The 17,484-nt window shown below is 33.6% G+C and carries 18 protein-coding genes and 1 pseudogene; 17 read left to right on the top strand and 2 right to left on the bottom strand.

The features are described 5' to 3' along the window. The first annotated feature begins 3 nt into the window (after positions 1–3). From truA to rpsI, 3 genes are all read left to right on the top strand, one after another. Positions 4–807, top strand: coding sequence for a tRNA pseudouridine(38-40) synthase TruA (gene truA, locus HMPREF3239_RS07840; protein WP_070855268.1), 804 nt, complete (start codon positions 4–6; stop codon positions 805–807). Between the two features lie 251 nt (positions 808–1,058). Beyond that, positions 1,059–1,496, top strand: coding sequence for a 50S ribosomal protein L13 (rplM, locus tag HMPREF3239_RS07835; protein ID WP_011275149.1), 438 nt, complete (start codon positions 1,059–1,061; stop codon positions 1,494–1,496). Between the two features lie 19 nt (positions 1,497–1,515). Next, a complete protein-coding gene (rpsI, locus tag HMPREF3239_RS07830) occupies positions 1,516–1,908 on the top strand; it encodes a 30S ribosomal protein S9 (protein ID WP_011275150.1) in 393 nt (130 codons plus the stop codon). Positions 1,909–2,315: 407 nt separating this feature from the next. On the opposite strand, the gene HMPREF3239_RS07825 is transcribed toward rpsI, so the two are convergent. Continuing rightward, on the bottom strand, positions 2,316–3,047 hold the full coding sequence (locus HMPREF3239_RS07825; protein ID WP_070855267.1) for an NAD-dependent protein deacylase: 732 nt from the start codon (positions 3,045–3,047) through the stop codon (positions 2,316–2,318). A 268-nt stretch (positions 3,048–3,315) separates the two neighbouring features. On the opposite strand from HMPREF3239_RS07825, the gene HMPREF3239_RS07820 reads away from it, so the two are divergent. From HMPREF3239_RS07820 to HMPREF3239_RS07780, 9 genes and pseudogenes are all read left to right on the top strand, one after another. Continuing rightward, positions 3,316–4,071 (top strand): DeoR/GlpR family DNA-binding transcription regulator, encoded by a 756-nt coding sequence (locus HMPREF3239_RS07820; RefSeq protein ID WP_053028544.1) that lies wholly within the window; start codon positions 3,316–3,318, stop codon positions 4,069–4,071. 249 nt (positions 4,072–4,320) lie between these two features. Further along, positions 4,321–4,749: a galactose-6-phosphate isomerase subunit LacA gene (gene lacA / locus HMPREF3239_RS07815; protein WP_070855266.1), complete on the top strand. Its 429-nt coding sequence runs from the start codon at positions 4,321–4,323 to the stop codon at positions 4,747–4,749. A 16-nt stretch (positions 4,750–4,765) separates the two neighbouring features. Then, a complete protein-coding gene (gene lacB, locus HMPREF3239_RS07810) occupies positions 4,766–5,281 on the top strand; it encodes a galactose-6-phosphate isomerase subunit LacB (protein WP_070855265.1) in 516 nt (171 codons plus the stop codon). Between the two features lie 12 nt (positions 5,282–5,293). Beyond that, complete coding sequence (locus tag HMPREF3239_RS07805; RefSeq protein WP_070855264.1) at positions 5,294–6,226, top strand: tagatose-6-phosphate kinase; 933 nt, start codon at positions 5,294–5,296, stop codon at positions 6,224–6,226. A gap of 3 nt (positions 6,227–6,229) precedes the next feature. Continuing rightward, positions 6,230–7,207: a tagatose-bisphosphate aldolase gene (gene lacD, locus HMPREF3239_RS07800; RefSeq protein WP_070855263.1), complete on the top strand. Its 978-nt coding sequence runs from the start codon at positions 6,230–6,232 to the stop codon at positions 7,205–7,207. 24 nt (positions 7,208–7,231) lie between these two features. Then, positions 7,232–7,546 (top strand): PTS lactose/cellobiose transporter subunit IIA, encoded by a 315-nt coding sequence (locus tag HMPREF3239_RS07795; RefSeq protein ID WP_053028540.1) that lies wholly within the window; start codon positions 7,232–7,234, stop codon positions 7,544–7,546. A 5-nt stretch (positions 7,547–7,551) separates the two neighbouring features. Then, positions 7,552–9,303, top strand: a complete 1,752-nt coding sequence (locus tag HMPREF3239_RS07790) for a lactose-specific PTS transporter subunit EIIC (RefSeq protein WP_053028539.1) — start codon at positions 7,552–7,554, stop codon at positions 9,301–9,303. 15 nt (positions 9,304–9,318) lie between these two features. After that, positions 9,319–10,732 (top strand): annotated as a pseudogene (gene lacG / locus HMPREF3239_RS07785) (6-phospho-beta-galactosidase). Between the two features lie 258 nt (positions 10,733–10,990). Beyond that, complete coding sequence (locus HMPREF3239_RS07780; protein WP_070855262.1) at positions 10,991–11,824, top strand: alpha/beta hydrolase; 834 nt, start codon at positions 10,991–10,993, stop codon at positions 11,822–11,824. Positions 11,825–12,022: 198 nt separating this feature from the next. Here HMPREF3239_RS07780 and HMPREF3239_RS07775 read toward each other — a convergent pair whose 3' ends face one another. Continuing rightward, the gene (locus tag HMPREF3239_RS07775) at positions 12,023–13,024 is read right to left on the bottom strand and encodes an LLM class flavin-dependent oxidoreductase (protein ID WP_070855261.1); all 1,002 of its coding nucleotides are present in this window, start codon (positions 13,022–13,024) and stop codon (positions 12,023–12,025) included. Between the two features lie 146 nt (positions 13,025–13,170). On the opposite strand from HMPREF3239_RS07775, the gene HMPREF3239_RS07770 reads away from it, so the two are divergent. The 5 genes from HMPREF3239_RS07770 (at position 13,171) to HMPREF3239_RS07750 (ending at position 17,439) form a co-directional block, all read left to right on the top strand. After that, on the top strand, positions 13,171–14,184 hold the full coding sequence (locus HMPREF3239_RS07770) for a zinc-binding alcohol dehydrogenase family protein (RefSeq protein WP_070855260.1): 1,014 nt from the start codon (positions 13,171–13,173) through the stop codon (positions 14,182–14,184). Between the two features lie 138 nt (positions 14,185–14,322). Beyond that, positions 14,323–15,873, top strand: a complete 1,551-nt coding sequence (locus HMPREF3239_RS07765) for a BCCT family transporter (RefSeq protein ID WP_070855259.1) — start codon at positions 14,323–14,325, stop codon at positions 15,871–15,873. Between the two features lie 176 nt (positions 15,874–16,049). Then, a complete protein-coding gene (gene amaP, locus HMPREF3239_RS07760) occupies positions 16,050–16,586 on the top strand; it encodes an alkaline shock response membrane anchor protein AmaP (RefSeq protein ID WP_053028533.1) in 537 nt (178 codons plus the stop codon). A gap of 12 nt (positions 16,587–16,598) precedes the next feature. Beyond that, entirely contained in the window at positions 16,599–16,838 is a 240-nt protein-coding gene (locus tag HMPREF3239_RS07755) for a DUF2273 domain-containing protein (protein ID WP_053028532.1), read from the top strand. 67 nt (positions 16,839–16,905) lie between these two features. Next, the gene (locus tag HMPREF3239_RS07750; RefSeq protein ID WP_053028531.1) at positions 16,906–17,439 is read left to right on the top strand and encodes an Asp23/Gls24 family envelope stress response protein; all 534 of its coding nucleotides are present in this window, start codon (positions 16,906–16,908) and stop codon (positions 17,437–17,439) included. Positions 17,440–17,484 lie beyond the last annotated feature (45 nt).

Here is a 17,484-nt window from a genome sequence, read left to right as displayed (position 1 = left end):
ACAGTGCGTATACTCGTTAATATTTCTTATCAAGGAAGTCAATTTCTGGGCTTCCAAATTCAGCAACAAGGAAGAACGGTCCAGCAACAATTCGAAAAAATATTAAAGCGTATGCATCGCCGCCATGTCCGAATTCATCCTTCTAGTCGCACTGACAGAGGTGTGCATGCTTATGAACAGTTTTTTCACTTTGATACTGAATTAAACATTGAACCTAAGCAATGGAAGTATGCAATGAATCGTGCGTTACCAGACGATATATATGTGAATGATGTCCAACACGTCGATGATCAATTTCATTGTCGTTACGACTGTGTTGGTAAACGATATCGTTATAGAGTCTATCAAGGATCTCATCGTAATCCTTTTGAAAGTGGGCTAAAGACATTTATCAAAGAAGATTTAGATTATTCTAAAATGAACGAAGCTGCGAAGCATTTTATTGGAACACACGATTTTACAGGATTTTGTTCTCAAAAGACTGAAGTTGAAAGTAAAGTGCGAACGTTGTATCAAAGTGAAATCATCATAACCGATGAGGGCTTTGATTATGTAGTGACTGGATCCGGTTTCTTATATAATATGGTTCGCGTGTTAGTAGCGTTTTTAATTGAAGTTGGAAAAGGTAAGCGTAACCCTAATGAAGTACCGACATTATTAAATGAAAAAAATAGAGATAATGTACCATTTACTGCTCCGGCAGAAGGGCTTTATTTAGAGAAGATATATCTCTCAGAGAAAGGCTTAACAACAGACTTTGGAGATAATATTAAAATTCATCGTAAAAAATCACTACAAAATGATTAAATTGCATTGACAAACGGAGCTATAAAATATAACATAGTTAACGGTATTGTTTTATATCCACCCCATGATAAGCCCCGGAAACTTATTGTGTTACAAGATATATAAGCAAATTATACAGGAATAAAATAAATGAACATTTACGCTTTGAAATCGTAACAGAATGAATAGATTGCAGGCCTCGTTCGTAGGTTCGACTGCGATACGTACCTGTAATCTAAAACGAAGCATTTATTTTTAGGAGGACAATTATTATGCGTCAAACATTTATGGCAAATGAATCAAACATTGAGCGCAAATGGTATGTTATTGATGCTGAAGGCCAAACATTAGGTCGTTTATCATCTGAAGTAGCATCTATCTTACGCGGTAAAAATAAAGTAACTTACACACCACACGTTGACACAGGTGATTATGTCATCATCATCAACGCTGCTAAAATCGAATTAACTGGTAAAAAAGAATCAGATAAAATCTATTACCGTCACTCAAATCACCCAGGTGGTATCAAATCAGTTACTGCTGGTGAATTAAAACGTAATAACCCAGAACGTTTACTTGAAACATCAATCAAAGGTATGTTACCAAGTTCACGTTTAGGTGAAAAACAAGGTAAAAAATTATTTGTATATGGTGGCGCTGAACATCCACACGCTGCACAACAACCAGAAAACTACGAGTTACGTGGTTAATTAGAAGGAGGAAATGACATTGGCACAAGTTGAATATAGAGGCACAGGCCGTCGTAAAAACTCAGTAGCACGTGTACGTTTAGTACCAGGTGAAGGTAATATTACAGTTAACGAACGTGACGTACGTGAGTACTTACCATTCGAATCATTAATCTTAGACTTAAACCAACCATTTGATGTTACAGAAACTAAAGGTAACTATGATGTATTAGTTAACGTACACGGTGGTGGTTTCACTGGACAAGCACAAGCTATCCGTCACGGAATCGCACGTGCATTATTAGAAGCAGATCCTGAATACAGAGGTTCATTAAAACGCGCAGGTCTATTAACTCGTGACCCACGTATGAAAGAACGTAAAAAACCAGGTCTTAAAAAAGCACGTCGTTCTCCACAATTCTCAAAACGTTAATTGCCAAAGCTGTTGCGAATTTATTCGCTTACAGATTTGGTACGCAAATTGCGTCAGCAAGTTGTGTTCCAATAGAACGAGTAAAGCACTTCTCAATTTTGAGAAGTGCTTTTTTATATGCATAAAAGGGAGTGGGATAGAATTCTTTTTAAATTCGTTGTCCCTCTCCCAACTTGCTTTGCTTGTAGAATTTCTTTAAGAAATTCTCTTTGTTGGGGCCCCGAACCCCAACCTTGCTTAGCTTGTAAAATCACTTTCGTGATTTTTTGTGTTGGGGCCCCGCCGGCAAGGATGATAGAACTGAGAAAAGCTTGATTTAAGCGCCTTCTAAGTTCAGTCAGCTACTGCGAATTTGCAAAAATAGCTTCATTATATTATTTATGTCCCAGCCTCTTTGAATTATCTTTTTAATTTTTAAATACTTCCTCAACAACTTCTGTCATATCATTATGAATGACTAAGTCTGCTTTTCTATCGTATGGTGTTTTATCTCGATTAATGATAACTAAATGATCACCAGTAAAGTTTGAGATGAATCCAGCTGCTGGTTGTACTACAAGTGATGAACCTAATACGATGACAGTGTCAGTCTTTTGGATTTTATCAAGCGCACGAAAAACAGTTGGTTGATCCAACATTTCACCATATAAGACAATGTCTGGTCGAATAACGTCACCACATGATTCACAATATCTTAATTCATGATCCATGACATAAGATTTTGTGTATTCCTCACCACACTTAATACAATAGAATCGATTGAGTGTGCCATGAATTTCATCGATATGTTGACTTCCTGCATCTTCATGTAAGCCATCAATGTTTTGAGTGATGACACCCAAAGATTTACCTTCTTTTTCTAACTCTGCAATCCATTCATGAACAATATTAGGTTTTTTATCAGCTACAAGTAAACGCTTATGATAAAAATCAATAAAGCTTTCTTTATTATCATTAAGATGGTCAATACTTAATAAATATTCTGGAGAATAGCCGTCTTTGGATATTTCATCAAATAATCCACCCATTGAGCGAAAATCTGGAATTCCACTTGCAACAGAAACACCAGCGCCAGTGAAGAAGACAATATGATTTGATTTATCTACAATTTCTTTTAACTTTTCGATCTTATTACTCATTCAAAACACTCCATATACACAAATTGATTCTAACTTTTGATAGAATTATATTTAATATTACTTATATACTTATTACAGCATACTATCAGATATACTTTCTAGAAATTGCTTTCTAAATATAAGATTTAAATGTAAGCGCATTGATAAAAATGTTAGAGTTCACTTGATTTATAGTATAAAATTAATATGTGCGAATTAATTTTAATAAATTCAAGTATCCAATGTATATCATTTACTTGAAAATGTGATGTGGGAAGTGAAGAGTTGAATGAATAAATACGATCGTTTAGATGAAATAACTAAACTCGTAAATCAAAGAGGCACTGTTAGAACTAATGAGATTGTAGAAGAATTAAATGTATCGGATATGACAGTAAGACGTGATTTAGCTGAACTTGAAGAAAAAGGATTACTTACCAAAATTCATGGGGGCGCAAGAAGTAATGCTATGTTTCAATTTAAAGAGAAGTCACATCAAGAGAAACACACACACAATATAGAAGAAAAACGAAACGTTGCACGAAAAGCCATTCATTTAATCGAAGAAAACGATACGATTTTTCTTGGACCTGGTACGACAATAGAATGTTTAGCCGAAATCATGGAGTTAAAATCACTAACAGTTATTACAAATTGTTTCCCAGTGTTCAAAATATTGTTTGAAAAAAGATCAATTGATTTTAAAGTTTATTTACTTGGTGGGGAAATGAGGGCGTTAACTGAGTCATTTGTAGGTGAAATGGCCAATGCACTGCTTAAAACAAAACGTTTTAGCAAAATGTTTTTTAGTTGTAATGGCATTAAAGATGCAGATGTTCTTACATCAACAGTCGATGAAGCGTATACCCAACAATTGGCTTTAGAGCGATCAGTTGAAAAGTACTTACTAATAGACTCATCAAAATTAGGGAAAGAAGACTTTACCCAATTGTGTAGGTTAGACGATTTAACTGCAGTCATAATTGATAAGGTCGATGTTGATAACATAGAGAAATTAAAATTACATACTGAAGTGATTGAGTAAATTACACTTTAAGCCTGATATTGTTTGAAATTAAACAATATTAGGCTTTTTTATATTTCAAAAAGATAAATAAACATAAAACAAAACATTTTTGTTTAAAACAACTAATTATCAAACAATATTCAAACATTTAATGTTGATTATTTGTTTGTTTATGTTTATAATTTAAACATAAAGAGTTGAAAGCGCTTTTTCACAATATAAAGATAGACACATATATGTGAATCAATTTATTAAAGGAGAATGGTTATGACAGTTATTATTGGTTCAGATGTAGACGGTAAACGACTCAAAGAAGTAGTCAAAGCATTTTTAAAAGAGAATAATCATGAAGTATTAGATGTAACAGAAGGTAAAGATGTTGACTTTGTTGATTCAACACTAGCCGTTGCGCAAGAAGTTCGAAAGAATGATGAGAATTTAGGCATTGCAATTGATGCTTATGGCGCAGGAAGTTTCATGGTCGCTACGAAAATCAAAGGAATGGTTGCAGCAGAAGTTTCAGATGAAAGATCTGCTTATATGACACGTGGTCATAATAATGCACGCATGATTACGATGGGGTCAGAAATTGTTGGAGATATGCTTGCTAAGCATGTTGCTAAAGAATTTGTCAATGGACACTATGACGGTGGTCGTCATCAAATCCGTGTAGATATGTTAAATAAAATGTGCTAAATAGGAGGACTTTAAAATGAAAATAGCTATTGGTTGCGATCATATTGTAACAGACACAAAAATGGCAGTTTCAAAACATTTAAAAGAACAAGGACATGAAGTAATTGATGTAGGAACATATGATTTTACAAGAACACACTATCCAATTTTTGGTAAAAAAGTGGGTGAAGCTGTAACAAGCGTTGAAGCGGATTTAGGTGTATGTATTTGTGGAACAGGTGTTGGTATTAGTAACGCTGCTAACAAAGTACCAGGCGTACGTACTGCTTTAGTTCGTGATATGACAACAGCGCTTTATTCAAAAGAGGAATTAAATGCGAATGTTGTTAGTTTTGGTGGAAAAATCGTAGGTGAATTATTCATTTTTGATATTGTAGATGCTTTCATCAAAGCGGAATATAAACCAAGCGAAGAGAATAAAAAATTAATAGCTAAAATTGAGCATTTAGAAGCACATAATGATAAACAAGCTGATCCTCATTTCTTCGATGAATTTTTAGAAAAATGGGACAAAGGTGAATATCACGATTAAGGGTGACAATCTATGATTCTAACGTTAACACTAAATCCTTCGATAGATATTTCATATTCTCTAGACCATTTTAGTCTTGATACAGTGAATCGTGTTAATAACACGATAAAAACTGCGGGGGGCAAAGGGTTAAATGTAACTCGTGTTTTATCAGAATATGGTGAAGATGTGATAGCAAGTGGTTTCTTAGGTGGCAAGTTGGGCGAATTTATAGAGCAGCAATTGAACGCCAATCAAATTAATCATCACTTTTTTAAGATTAATGAAGAAACACGAAATTGTATTGCTATTCTTCATGAGGGACAACAGACTGAGATTCTTGAACAAGGACCTTCAATCACTGAGCTAGAAGCGTCAGAATTTAAAACGCATTTGGCCAGATTATTAACAAAAGCTAACGTCATTGCGATGTCTGGTAGTTTACCAAGAGGATTGAAGTCGGATTATTATGCCGATTTAATTCAGTTAGCCGAACAGCATCAGAAATTTACTATCTTAGATAGTTCAGGTCAATCTTTGTTAGATGTTTTGCTAAGTGATTATAAACCAACTGTAATCAAACCTAACATCGATGAGTTGGCACAATTGTTACAAACGAAAGTAACCTCAGAAATTGAGTGCCTAAAAGATGCAGTTAATCAACCCATATTTGATGGTATAGCGTGGATTATCGTTTCACTAGGAAGCGAAGGTGCATTCGCCAAACATCATAACAACTACTATAAAGTAAATATTCCTCGCATAGATGTGGTGAATCCTGTTGGATCAGGTGATTCAACTGTAGCAGGTATTGCATCAGGTTTAATTCATCAAGATGAGGATGACGTACTATTAAAAAAAGCCAATGCATTTGGAATATTAAATGCAATGGAAAGTCAAACTGGACATATTGATGTACATAAATTTGACGAAATTTTCCAACAAATTGAAGTTATAGAGGTGTAATTAATGACTAAATCACAACAAAAATTAGCATCAATAGAGCAATTGAGTAATCAAGAAGGCGTTATCTCAGCTTTAGCGTTTGACCAACGTGGTGCTTTGAAAAGAATGATGGCTGAGCATCAAACAGAAGAACCAACTGTTGAACAAATTGAACAACTAAAAGTATTAGTATCTGAAGAATTAACACAATATGCTTCGTCAATTTTATTAGACCCTGAATATGGTCTTCCAGCATCTGAAGCGCGTAACAAAGACTGTGGATTATTATTAGCCTACGAAAAAACAGGTTATGACGTAAATGCTAAAGGACGTTTACCAGACTGCCTAGTTGAATGGTCAGCAAAACGTTTAAAAGAACAAGGCGCTAATGCGGTTAAATTTTTACTTTACTATGATGTTGATGATTCAGAAGACATTAATATTCAAAAGAAAGCATATATTGAAAGAATCGGATCTGAGTGTGTAGCAGAAGATATCCCATTCTTCCTAGAAGTACTTACTTATGATGATAATATTCCGGATAATAAAAGTGCTGAATTCGCGAAAGTAAAACCTCGTAAAGTCAATGAAGCTATGAAATTATTTTCCGAAGAACGATTTAATGTAGATGTACTTAAAGTTGAAGTACCGGTAAATATGAACTTTGTAGAAGGATTTACAGAAGGTGAAGTTGTTTATAGCAAAGAAGAAGCGGCGCAACATTTCCGTGATCAAGAAGGTTCAACACATTTACCATATATCTATTTAAGTGCTGGTGTTTCTGCAGAATTATTCCAAGAAACATTGAAATTTGCACATGAAGCTGGTGCGAAATTTAATGGTGTACTTTGTGGACGTGCTACTTGGTCAGGTGCAGTAAAAGTGTATATCGAAGAAGGCGAAGCAGCTGCACGTAAATGGTTACGCACTACTGGATTCAAAAATATTGATGATCTTAATAAAGTATTAGAATCAACTGCAACATCATGGAAATCAAAATAAATCATTTAAAGGGGGCACATCATAATGAATAGAGAAGAAGTGCAATTACTAGGGTTTGAAATTGTAGCATATGCTGGAGATGCACGTTCAAAATTATTAGAGGCATTAACTGCAGCTAAAAATGGTGAGTTAGATAAAGCAGACCAATTAACTGAAGAAGCAAACGAATGTATTGCAAATGCACATAAAGCGCAAACAAGTTTGTTAGCTAAGGAAGCACAAGGCGAAGATATCGCATATAGCGTTACAATGATGCACGGTCAAGACCATTTAATGACAACACTACTATTAAAAGATTTAATGAAACATCTATTAGAATTATATAGAAGAGAGAGTTGAATGCTATGAACAAATTAATTGCTTGGATTGAGAAAGGAAAACCGTTCTTTGAAAAAATATCTCGTAATATTTATTTAAGAGCTATTCGTGATGGATTTATCGCAGCAATCCCAATTATCTTATTCTCTAGTATCTTTATTTTAGTTACCTATGTTCCTAACGTGTTTGGTTTCACATGGAGTAAAACAATGGAAGGAATTCTTATGAAACCATACAACTATACGATGGGCATTGTTGGTTTTATAGTAGCAGGTACGACTGCTAAATCATTGACTGATTCGTTTAACCGGAAATTGGATAAAACAAATCAAATTAACTTTATCTCAACTATGATGGCAGCAATGTGTGGCTTTTTATTCCTAGCAGCGGATCCTGCAAAAGATGGTGGATTCTTAAGTGGATTTATGGGAACGAAAGGTTTATTAACAGCATTTCTATCAGCATTTATTACTGTGATTGTATATAACTTCTTTATCAAACGTGATATTACAATCAAAATGCCGAAAGAAGTTCCACCTAACATTTCGCAAGTGTTCAAAGATATATTTCCTCTATCAGCAGTAATCATTATTTTATATGCGTTAGATTTAATTGTGAGAGCTACTGTACATACGAATGTAGCCAATGGTGTATTAAAATTATTTGAACCATTGTTTACTGCAGCAGATGGTTGGGTTGGTGTAACTATTATCTTTGGTGCCTTTGCATTCTTCTGGTTCGTTGGTATTCACGGTCCGTCAATCGTAGAACCAGCTATAGCAGCTATCACGTATGCTAACTTAGAAGCGAACTTACATTTAATTCAAGCTGGAGAACATGCTAATAACGTTATTACACCAGGTACTCAAATGTTCGTTGTTACTATGGGGGGAACTGGTGCAACGTTAGTCGTGCCATTTATGTTTATGTGGCTAACTAAATCGAAACGTAATAAAGCGATTGGTAGAGCATCTGTAGTACCTACATTCTTTGGTGTCAATGAACCAATTTTATTTGGTGCACCATTAGTGTTAAACCCAGTGTTCTTTATTCCGTTTATCTTTGCCCCAATTGCAAACGTATGGATCTTTAAGTTCTTCGTAGATGTATTAGGAATGAACAGTTTTAGTATCTTCTTACCATGGACTACACCAGGTCCATTAGGTATCGTGATGGGTACTGGTTTTGCATTTTGGTCATTTGTACTTGCTATCGTCTTAATTGTAGTAGATGTAATTATTTACTACCCATTTGTAAAAGTGTATGATGAACAAATTTTAGAAGAAGAATTAGGAAATAAAACTGCTAATAATGAGTTGCAAAACAAAGTAGCAGCAAACTTTGATACTAAAAAAGCAGATGCCATCCTAGCATCAGCTGGTGCGACTGATACAAGTCATTCTCAAACAGGTCAAGATGAAGCATTCAATAAGAATGAAACGCAACAAAGTAACATCACAGAACAAACCAATGTACTTGTTCTATGTGCTGGTGGAGGAACTAGCGGTTTATTAGCTAACGCTTTAAATAAAGCAGCTGAAGACTATAATGTTCCTGTTAAAGCAGCAGCAGGCGGTTATGGTGCGCATATGGATATTATGAAAGATTATCAATTAATTATTTTAGCGCCTCAAGTTGCTTCAAATTATGAAGACATTAAGCAAGATACAGATCGACTAGGTATTAAATTAGCTAAAACACAGGGTGTTGAATATATTAATTTAACTCGAGATGGCAAAGCAGCATTAGACTTCGTTCAACAACAATTTGAAAAATAATTAGGAGATGAAAGTATAATGAAAAAATTACCAGAAGATTTTATATTCGGTGGTGCGACAGCGGCTTATCAAGCAGAAGGCGCGACTAAAACAGATGGAAAAGGTCGTGTAGCATGGGACACTTATCTTGAAGAAAACTATTGGTATACAGCTGAACCAGCAAGTGATTTTTACAATAAATATCCTATTGATTTAGAATTAAGTGAAAAATTTGGTGTGAATGGTATTCGTATTTCGATTGCATGGTCACGCATATTCCCTAAAGGATATGGTGAAGTTAATCCTAAAGGTGTAGAATACTATCATAATTTATTTAAAGAATGTCATAAAAGACATGTAGAGCCATTTGTAACATTGCACCACTTTGATACTCCAGAAACATTGCATAGTGATGGCGACTTTTTAAATCGTAAAACAATCGATTACTTTGTAGAGTATGCAAAATTCTGTTTCGAAGAATTTGAAGAAGTTAATTATTGGACTACATTTAATGAAATTGGGCCTATTGGTGATGGTCAATATTTAGTGGGTAAATTTCCACCAGGAATTAAGTATGACTTTGCTAAAGTGTTTCAATCACACCACAACATGATGGTCGCACATGCAAAAGCTGTGAAGTTATTTAAGGATAATGGCTATAGTGGTGAAATTGGAGTCGTACACGCATTGCCAACTAAATACCCTTATGATCCAACAAATCCAGAAGATGTTAGAGCAGCTGAATTAGAAGATATCATTCACAATAAATTTATCTTAGATGCAACTTATCTTGGTAAATATTCTCGTGAAACTATGGAAGGCGTTCAACACATTTTATCTGTTAATGGTGGTAAATTAGATATACCAGAAGAAGATTATAAAGTATTGGATGCGGCCAAAGATTTAAATGACTTCTTAGGTATCAATTACTACATGAGTGATTGGATGAGAGGTTATGAAGGTGAATCTGAAATTACGCATAATGCCACAGGTGATAAAGGTGGTTCTAAATATCAACTCAAAGGTGTAGGTCAACGTGAATTTGATGTTGACGTACCCCGGTACTGATTGGGACTGGATGATTTATCCAAAAGGATTATATGATCAAATCATGCGTGTAGTTAAAGATTATCCAAATTATCATAAAATCTACATTACTGAGAATGGACTTGGATACAAAGACCAATTTGATGAAGAACGTAAAACGGTAGATGATGACGCTCGTATAGATTATGTGAAAAAACATCTTGAAGTCATTTCTGATGCTATTCGTGATGGTGCCAATGTAAAAGGTTACTTCCTATGGTCATTAATGGACGTCTTCTCATGGTCAAATGGTTATGAAAAACGATATGGTCTATTTTATGTCGACTTTGAAACACAAGAACGTTATCCTAAGAAGAGTGCATATTGGTACAAAGAACTAGCGGAAAGTAAGGAAATTAAATAAGAGCCGGACAGAAATTAAAATAAATTCGTTGTTCCGCCTCAAAACTATTATATTCAATCAATTAGGGCAGAGAAAATGCTTATATCAAGCTGATCTCTGTCCTATTTCTTTATTAATAGTTTAATCCTATTACTACAATAAATTAGCAATTTATATTTAGTTCATTAACATGCGTATTTAAATTAACTAACTAACTTAATTTTCATATTTATAACAATATCATTTATACTTATAGAAAACCTATTGGAGTATGATATTATGAGCACTTTTAAAACCATTATTTTTAGTTTAATTATAAGCATATTGATATTTACGATAGTTGGTTGTCAAACAAATCGTAATCATTCATCTAATTATCAGAATAATAATCAAAAGCAGGTTGCAACATTGTTTATGCATGGGTATGGAGGAACGAATCATTCCGAAAAATATATGGTCAATCAAGCAGTAACTAAAGGTGTGACTAAGGATGTTGTTACAGCAAATGTTTCAACCAATGGAGAAGTTCAGTTTAGAGGCAATATCTCGAAGAGGTCAAACAATCCAATTATCAAAATATTATTTGAAGATAATAAAAATGGGGATGTAGCACAAAATGCCAAAAATATTAAAAATGTACTCACTCAAATGAAAGACAAATATCATATAGAGCATTATAATTTCGTAGCACATTCAATGGGGAATTTATCATTTGCTTACTTTATGAAATATTATGGGAATGACAATGAATTGCCTCAACTTCAAAAAGAAGTAAACATAGCTAGTACATATAATGGTGTTTTAAATTTAAATGAAAAAGTAAATGAAATATCTGTTGATAAAAATGGTAAACCGAGTAAAATGAACGCAAATTATAAAGAATTATTAGGTCTTAAAAATAGTTATAATCATAAAAATATAGAAGTGTTAAATATTTATGGTGACTTACAAGATGGTACACATTCAGATGGAAGTGTATCAAATAGTTCGTCACGCTCCTTAAAATATTTGTTAGGTGATAGCCCTAAAACTTATAGAGAATCTAAATATACAGGAAAAGAGGGAGTGGGACAGAATTCTTTTAAATTCGTTGTCCCACCCCCGCAAGGATGACTAGAACTGAGAAAAGCTCGATTTAAGCGCCTTCTCAGTTCAGTCAGCTACTGCGAAATTGCTAGATAGCATTATTATATTATTTATGTCCCAGACTGTACATCATAATAGAGAAGTATCAGATGAAATCATAAAATTTTTGTGGGAATAAAGTGTCAAAATAATAATTGTCAAATTGTAATGCCAGACACGATGATTTTATTGTGAGGTGTTAGCGATGAGTTGAATTAATTCTAGTCTAGCTTCTTCTCCAAACACATGAGGCATAATCATGATTTCATCTACATGATACGTTTCTATTAATTGAGTTAATTTTAATCGTACTTCATTAGGTAGGCCACTAATAACACGACGCTTGTTTTGTTCAATTTTTTTTAATTCACTCGAAGTATAATGACGGTGTTGCGCAGTAATAATTGATGGATAAGATTTTGGTTGATTGAGATAATTGATACGCAAAAGCCATAAATGTAGGGCATCTAATAAATCAGCAACTTTATTAGACGTTTGAGCTGTAACTACAAATGTAGACAGAATAACATAAGGCTTCTTTGATTCTGATATGTCATTCAATTGATTGTATCGATGTCGATAATAGCTGATAAGATGATTTAGCTTATCTTGTGGTTGTCCCATATATGCAATTACAAAAGGTAACCCTTTTTGCGCAGCTAATTCTGCACTGCGTTCGCTCATTCCTAAAATAAACATATCAGGTGAGTCATCAATTTGAGGTGTTGCATATATAGACATATATCGATGCGGTTCATCATATTGGTTACTAAAGTAGTGTCGCAAATCATCTATTTGATTGTCTAGAGTAGGCTTTTTGTTTTTATACTCATTAAGCGCTTCATTTACTTGCTTAAAACTTGGTGAACGACCTAAACCCATATCTATTCTGTGAGGGTGACATGCTGCCATTATTTTAAATTGTTCAGCCACTTTATAAGCACTATAATGAGGTAACATTACGCCACCACTACCAATCTTTATCGTTTGCGTATGTTCTAGTAACATCATCATTACAATTTCTGGTGCACTAGATGCGACCGAAAAAACATTATGATGTTCAGCAACCCAAAATCGTGTATAACCTAATTTCTCAGCAGTTTGAGCTAACGTTATACTATGCTTAAATGCATCATGGGCATTGCTATTTTCAAAAATTGGAACATAGTCTAAAATGCTTAATTTCAATTATAAATATGCCCCTTTCAACAGTAATAATAAGTTAGATAAATTGTATTAGTATTGTAAAATGAAGCCATCTATATTGCTATCTATTTGTTTATAATATTATACTTAGTTAAAACATTAGCATAGTTAAAGGTGGCGTTAAATCAATGAAAGTAATTGGATTTGAACAACCATTTCATTTATCAGAAGGCAATTTATTTAAAACGTACGCGTTAGATATTCCAAAACCAAAGGCACATGAATTATTAGTTAAAATACAATCTATCAGTGTTAATCCAGTAGATACGAAACAACGTTTGACGGAGGTATCAAAAGTACCTCGTGTATTAGGTTTTGACGCAGTCGGTTATGTTGAATCTATTGGAAGCGACGTTCGTATGTTTGAGGAAGGTGACATTGTATATTATTCTGGCTCACCCGATCAAAATGGATCAAACGCAACATATCAAATCATTGATGAAAGATTAGTTGCTAAGGCGCCTCAAAATATTAGCTTCGAGCAAGCTGCAAGTTTACCATTGACTGGTATAACTGCATCTGAGACATTGTTTGATGTATTTGGCATTTCACATAATCCTGAAGAAAATAAAGGGAAATCATTGTTAATCATTAATGGGGCAGGAGGTGTAGGTAGTATTGCGACACAAATTGCTAAGGCTTATGGTCTACACGTTATAACGACTGCATCACGTGACGAAACCATTCATTGGACTAAGGACATGGGTGCTGACATTGTCCTCAATCACAAAGAAGATTTAGTTAAGCAATTTAAAGCGCAAGGCATTGAATTAGTAGATTACGTCTTTTGTACATTCGATACAGATATGTATTATGACACAATGATTGAATTAGTGAAGCCAAGAGGTCATATTGCAACGATAGTAGCATTTCAAAATAAACAAGATTTAAATGCTTTGAAACCTAAAAGTTTAACTTTCTCACATGAATTTATGTTTGCAAGACCATTGAATCAAACGGATGATATGATTAGACATCATGAATACTTAGAAGATATTACTAAGAAAATTGAGCAACATGTATATAAACCAACTACAACGAGAGTAATAGAGGGCTTAACGGCTGATAATCTATATCAAGCACATCAAATATTAGAATCGAATTCAATGATTGGTAAATTAGTTATTCGTTTAACGCAATAACTTAAATATATAAATAATTTAATTGTAATAGAAATATGAATAATTGGCGTTTATTCCTGTTGAAAAAGGCAATAGGTATAAACGTCATTTTATTTTGACCAAAATTGAATTAACAATATTTGTTGAAAGGAGTATATGATGCGAAAAAAGTCGATTAGTTTAGTGTTTTGGACAGCATTAGCTATTTGTACACTATTTGTTATATACGGTGCTATTTTTCCTAAACAATTAGAGATAGGAACCCAAAACATTACTACATTTATAGCGAAGCATTTCTCATGGTACTACTTATTGCTAGTTTTACTTATATTCTTTGTCTGCGTGTATTTATTATTTTCAAGATATGCGTCGATTACACTTGGTGAAGAAGGTGAAGATCCAGAATTCTCTCTTCCATCATGGTTTGCTATGTTATTTAGTGCTGGTATGGGCATTGGATTGGTATTTTGGACTACTGCTGAACCGATCAGTCATGCGTTTACATTAACGCCTATACATAAAGCAGGTAGTCAGACGGCTATTAATGATGCCTTTCAATTTGCATTCTTCCATTGGGGTGTACATGCATGGGCTGTATATGGAATTGTGGCTTTAGTCTTTGCATACTTTAGTTTCCATAAAGGATATCCTGGCTTAGTAAGTGCAACATTAGTCCCTATATTTGGTGAAAAATCTATGAAGGGACCTTTAGGGGGCGCAATTGATGTGTTAGCAGTTATTGCAACAGTTACTGGCGTTGCAGCAACACTTGGATTTGGCGCACTTCAAATCAATGAAGGCTTAAATTTCTTGTTTAATATCCCTAATAATTTTGGCACTCAGGTTATATTAATTATTATTGCGACAGCTTTGTTTACTTGGTCAGCGTGGTCTGGTATAGATAAAGGCATTAAAACACTCAGCAACGTAAATATGCTATTAGCATTTATTGTATTAATAGGATTATTTATAGTGGGGCCAACACTTTATATCCTAAACACATTTACAAATGGATTAGGTAATTATATCTTTAATTTCTTTAATATGAGCTTACGTATTCCAATGAATGGTGGAGAAAAATTCCAATGGCTTCAAAACTGGACTATTTTCTATTGGGCCTGGTGGGTATCGTGGGCACCTTTCGTCGGTATCTTTATAGCAAGAGTTTCAAGAGGACGTACGATTAAAGAATTTATTCTCGGTGTATTATTTGTTCCAGCACTTGTATGTTTCTTTTTCTTTGCAGTTTTCGGTGCATCAGCGGTGTATTTACAAGATAAAGGTATTGCTAATATTGCAAAAGAAGCAACAGAAACAGCAACCTTCGCTACTTTAGAACATTATCCACTTGGATTTATTTTAAGTATTGTCACTTTAGTCGTGATTATGATTTTCTTTGTGACGTCAGCAGATTCAGCAACGTATGTATTAGGCATGTTAAGTTCAAAAGGTGATATTAATCCAGCTTCTTTTGTCAAAGTAAGTTGGGGTATAATACTAGCATTATTTGCCATGATTATGATTTATACCGGTGGTACGCAAGCAATTCAAAACTTACTTATTATAGCAGCTTTACCATTTTCAGTTGTCATAATATTAATGATTTGGTCATTATTTAAATCGTTAAGTATAGATCATCCAAGAACGTCTAACAAATTTCCAAATATATTACAGTATAAAACGTCGAAGCAAAAAGATATAAAAAAATAAGAATGAAATATATGTTTTCACTGTGCTAAATTTGGGAATACTCTTTGTAGAAAGTAAAAAATTAATAAATATTTAAATAATTATATTAATAATTTTGAATTAATGTTTTGAATAATATTTATAGGGTATTAATTCGTATACAATAATTCAACAATAACTTAGGAGGTGCGTACGAGGTGAAAAGACTAAAAAACTTTATCCTCGGCCTATTAATAGTTGCTATTGTTGGATTCCTATTGTTTATGTACATAAAAGATAGTCGAATAACAAAATATCAAGACTATTTCCTACAATTCAATTGGTTCCAACCACTATTAATTGGTTTGGCTGCATTACTTATATTGATAGGCTTAATATTAGTATTCAGCATATTTAAACCAACATATAGAAAACCAGGATTATACAAAGATTATGATGATGGTCATATTTATGTATCTCGTAAAGCAGTCGAAAAATCAGCTTACGATACAATTACTAAATACGATCAAGTAAGACAACCTAACGTCGTTGCGAAACTTTATAATAAGAAAAATAAATCTTATATCGATATTAAGGCTGACTTCTTAGTACCTAATGATGTACAAGTTAAGTCTTTAACTGAAAGTATTCGTTCAGACATTAAACATAATGTTGAGCATTTTACTGAATTACCAGTTAGAAAACTTGAAGTGAATGTCAGAGATCAAAAAACAGCTGGCCAACGCGTTCTGTAAGGGAGGGATAACATGGCTGATAATAATAATCAAAATGGACAAGATGGAAGTCAACAAATCATTGACTTTATTAAATCTTACAAATGGCGAATCATTGGTTTCTTTGCATTTTTAATTATAGCAATCTTATTCCTAACTTTAGGATTTTGGAAAACAATTTTAGTTATCGTATTATGTTTAATCGGAATCGGTGTTGGGTATATTAAAGACCGTACACAGGATTTCATGAATTTTTTAAATAGATGGAGTTAACCTATTTATTTGAGAACACATTATTAAAAGACTAAAAAATAATATATAGATAAAAGGAGAATGTAATATGTCAGTAGAAAACAATAATAACAAAGCTAAACAAGCGTATAACAATCAAACAGGAGTTAATGAAAAAGAAAGAGAAGAACAACAAAAACAAGCAGAACAATACAGACAACAAAATGAACAACAACAATTCGAAAACAAATTAACATTTTCAGATGAAGTTGTTGAAAAAATCGCAGGCATCGCAGCTCGTGAAGTTAAAGGTATCTTAGATATGAAAGGCGGTTTCGCTGATAACTTCACTAATGCATTTTCAAGTGGTAACAACGTAACAACAGGTGTTTCTGTTGAAGTTGGCGAAAAACAAGCAGCAATTGACTTAAAAGTAATTTTAGAATACGGTGAATCTGCACCAAAAATCTTCCGTAAAGTTACTGACTTAGTTAAAGAACAAGTTAAATACATCACTGGCTTAGAAGTAGTAGAAGTAAACATGCAAGTAGATGATGTGATGACTAAAAAAGAATGGCAACAAAAAAACGAAAAAAATAATAACAACAACAATAACAATTCTGAAAGATCAGGATTACAATAAGTATAAATTTAACCCTTTAGGTTGTGTGCACAGCCTAAAGGGTTT

Origin of the sequence: Staphylococcus sp. HMSC34C02 (assembly GCF_001838705.1) — a bacterium.
GTDB lineage: Bacteria > Bacillota > Bacilli > Staphylococcales > Staphylococcaceae > Staphylococcus > Staphylococcus borealis.
The sequence above is the reverse complement of the archived record's forward strand: the minus strand, read 5'-3'. Positions and strand labels throughout refer to the sequence as shown.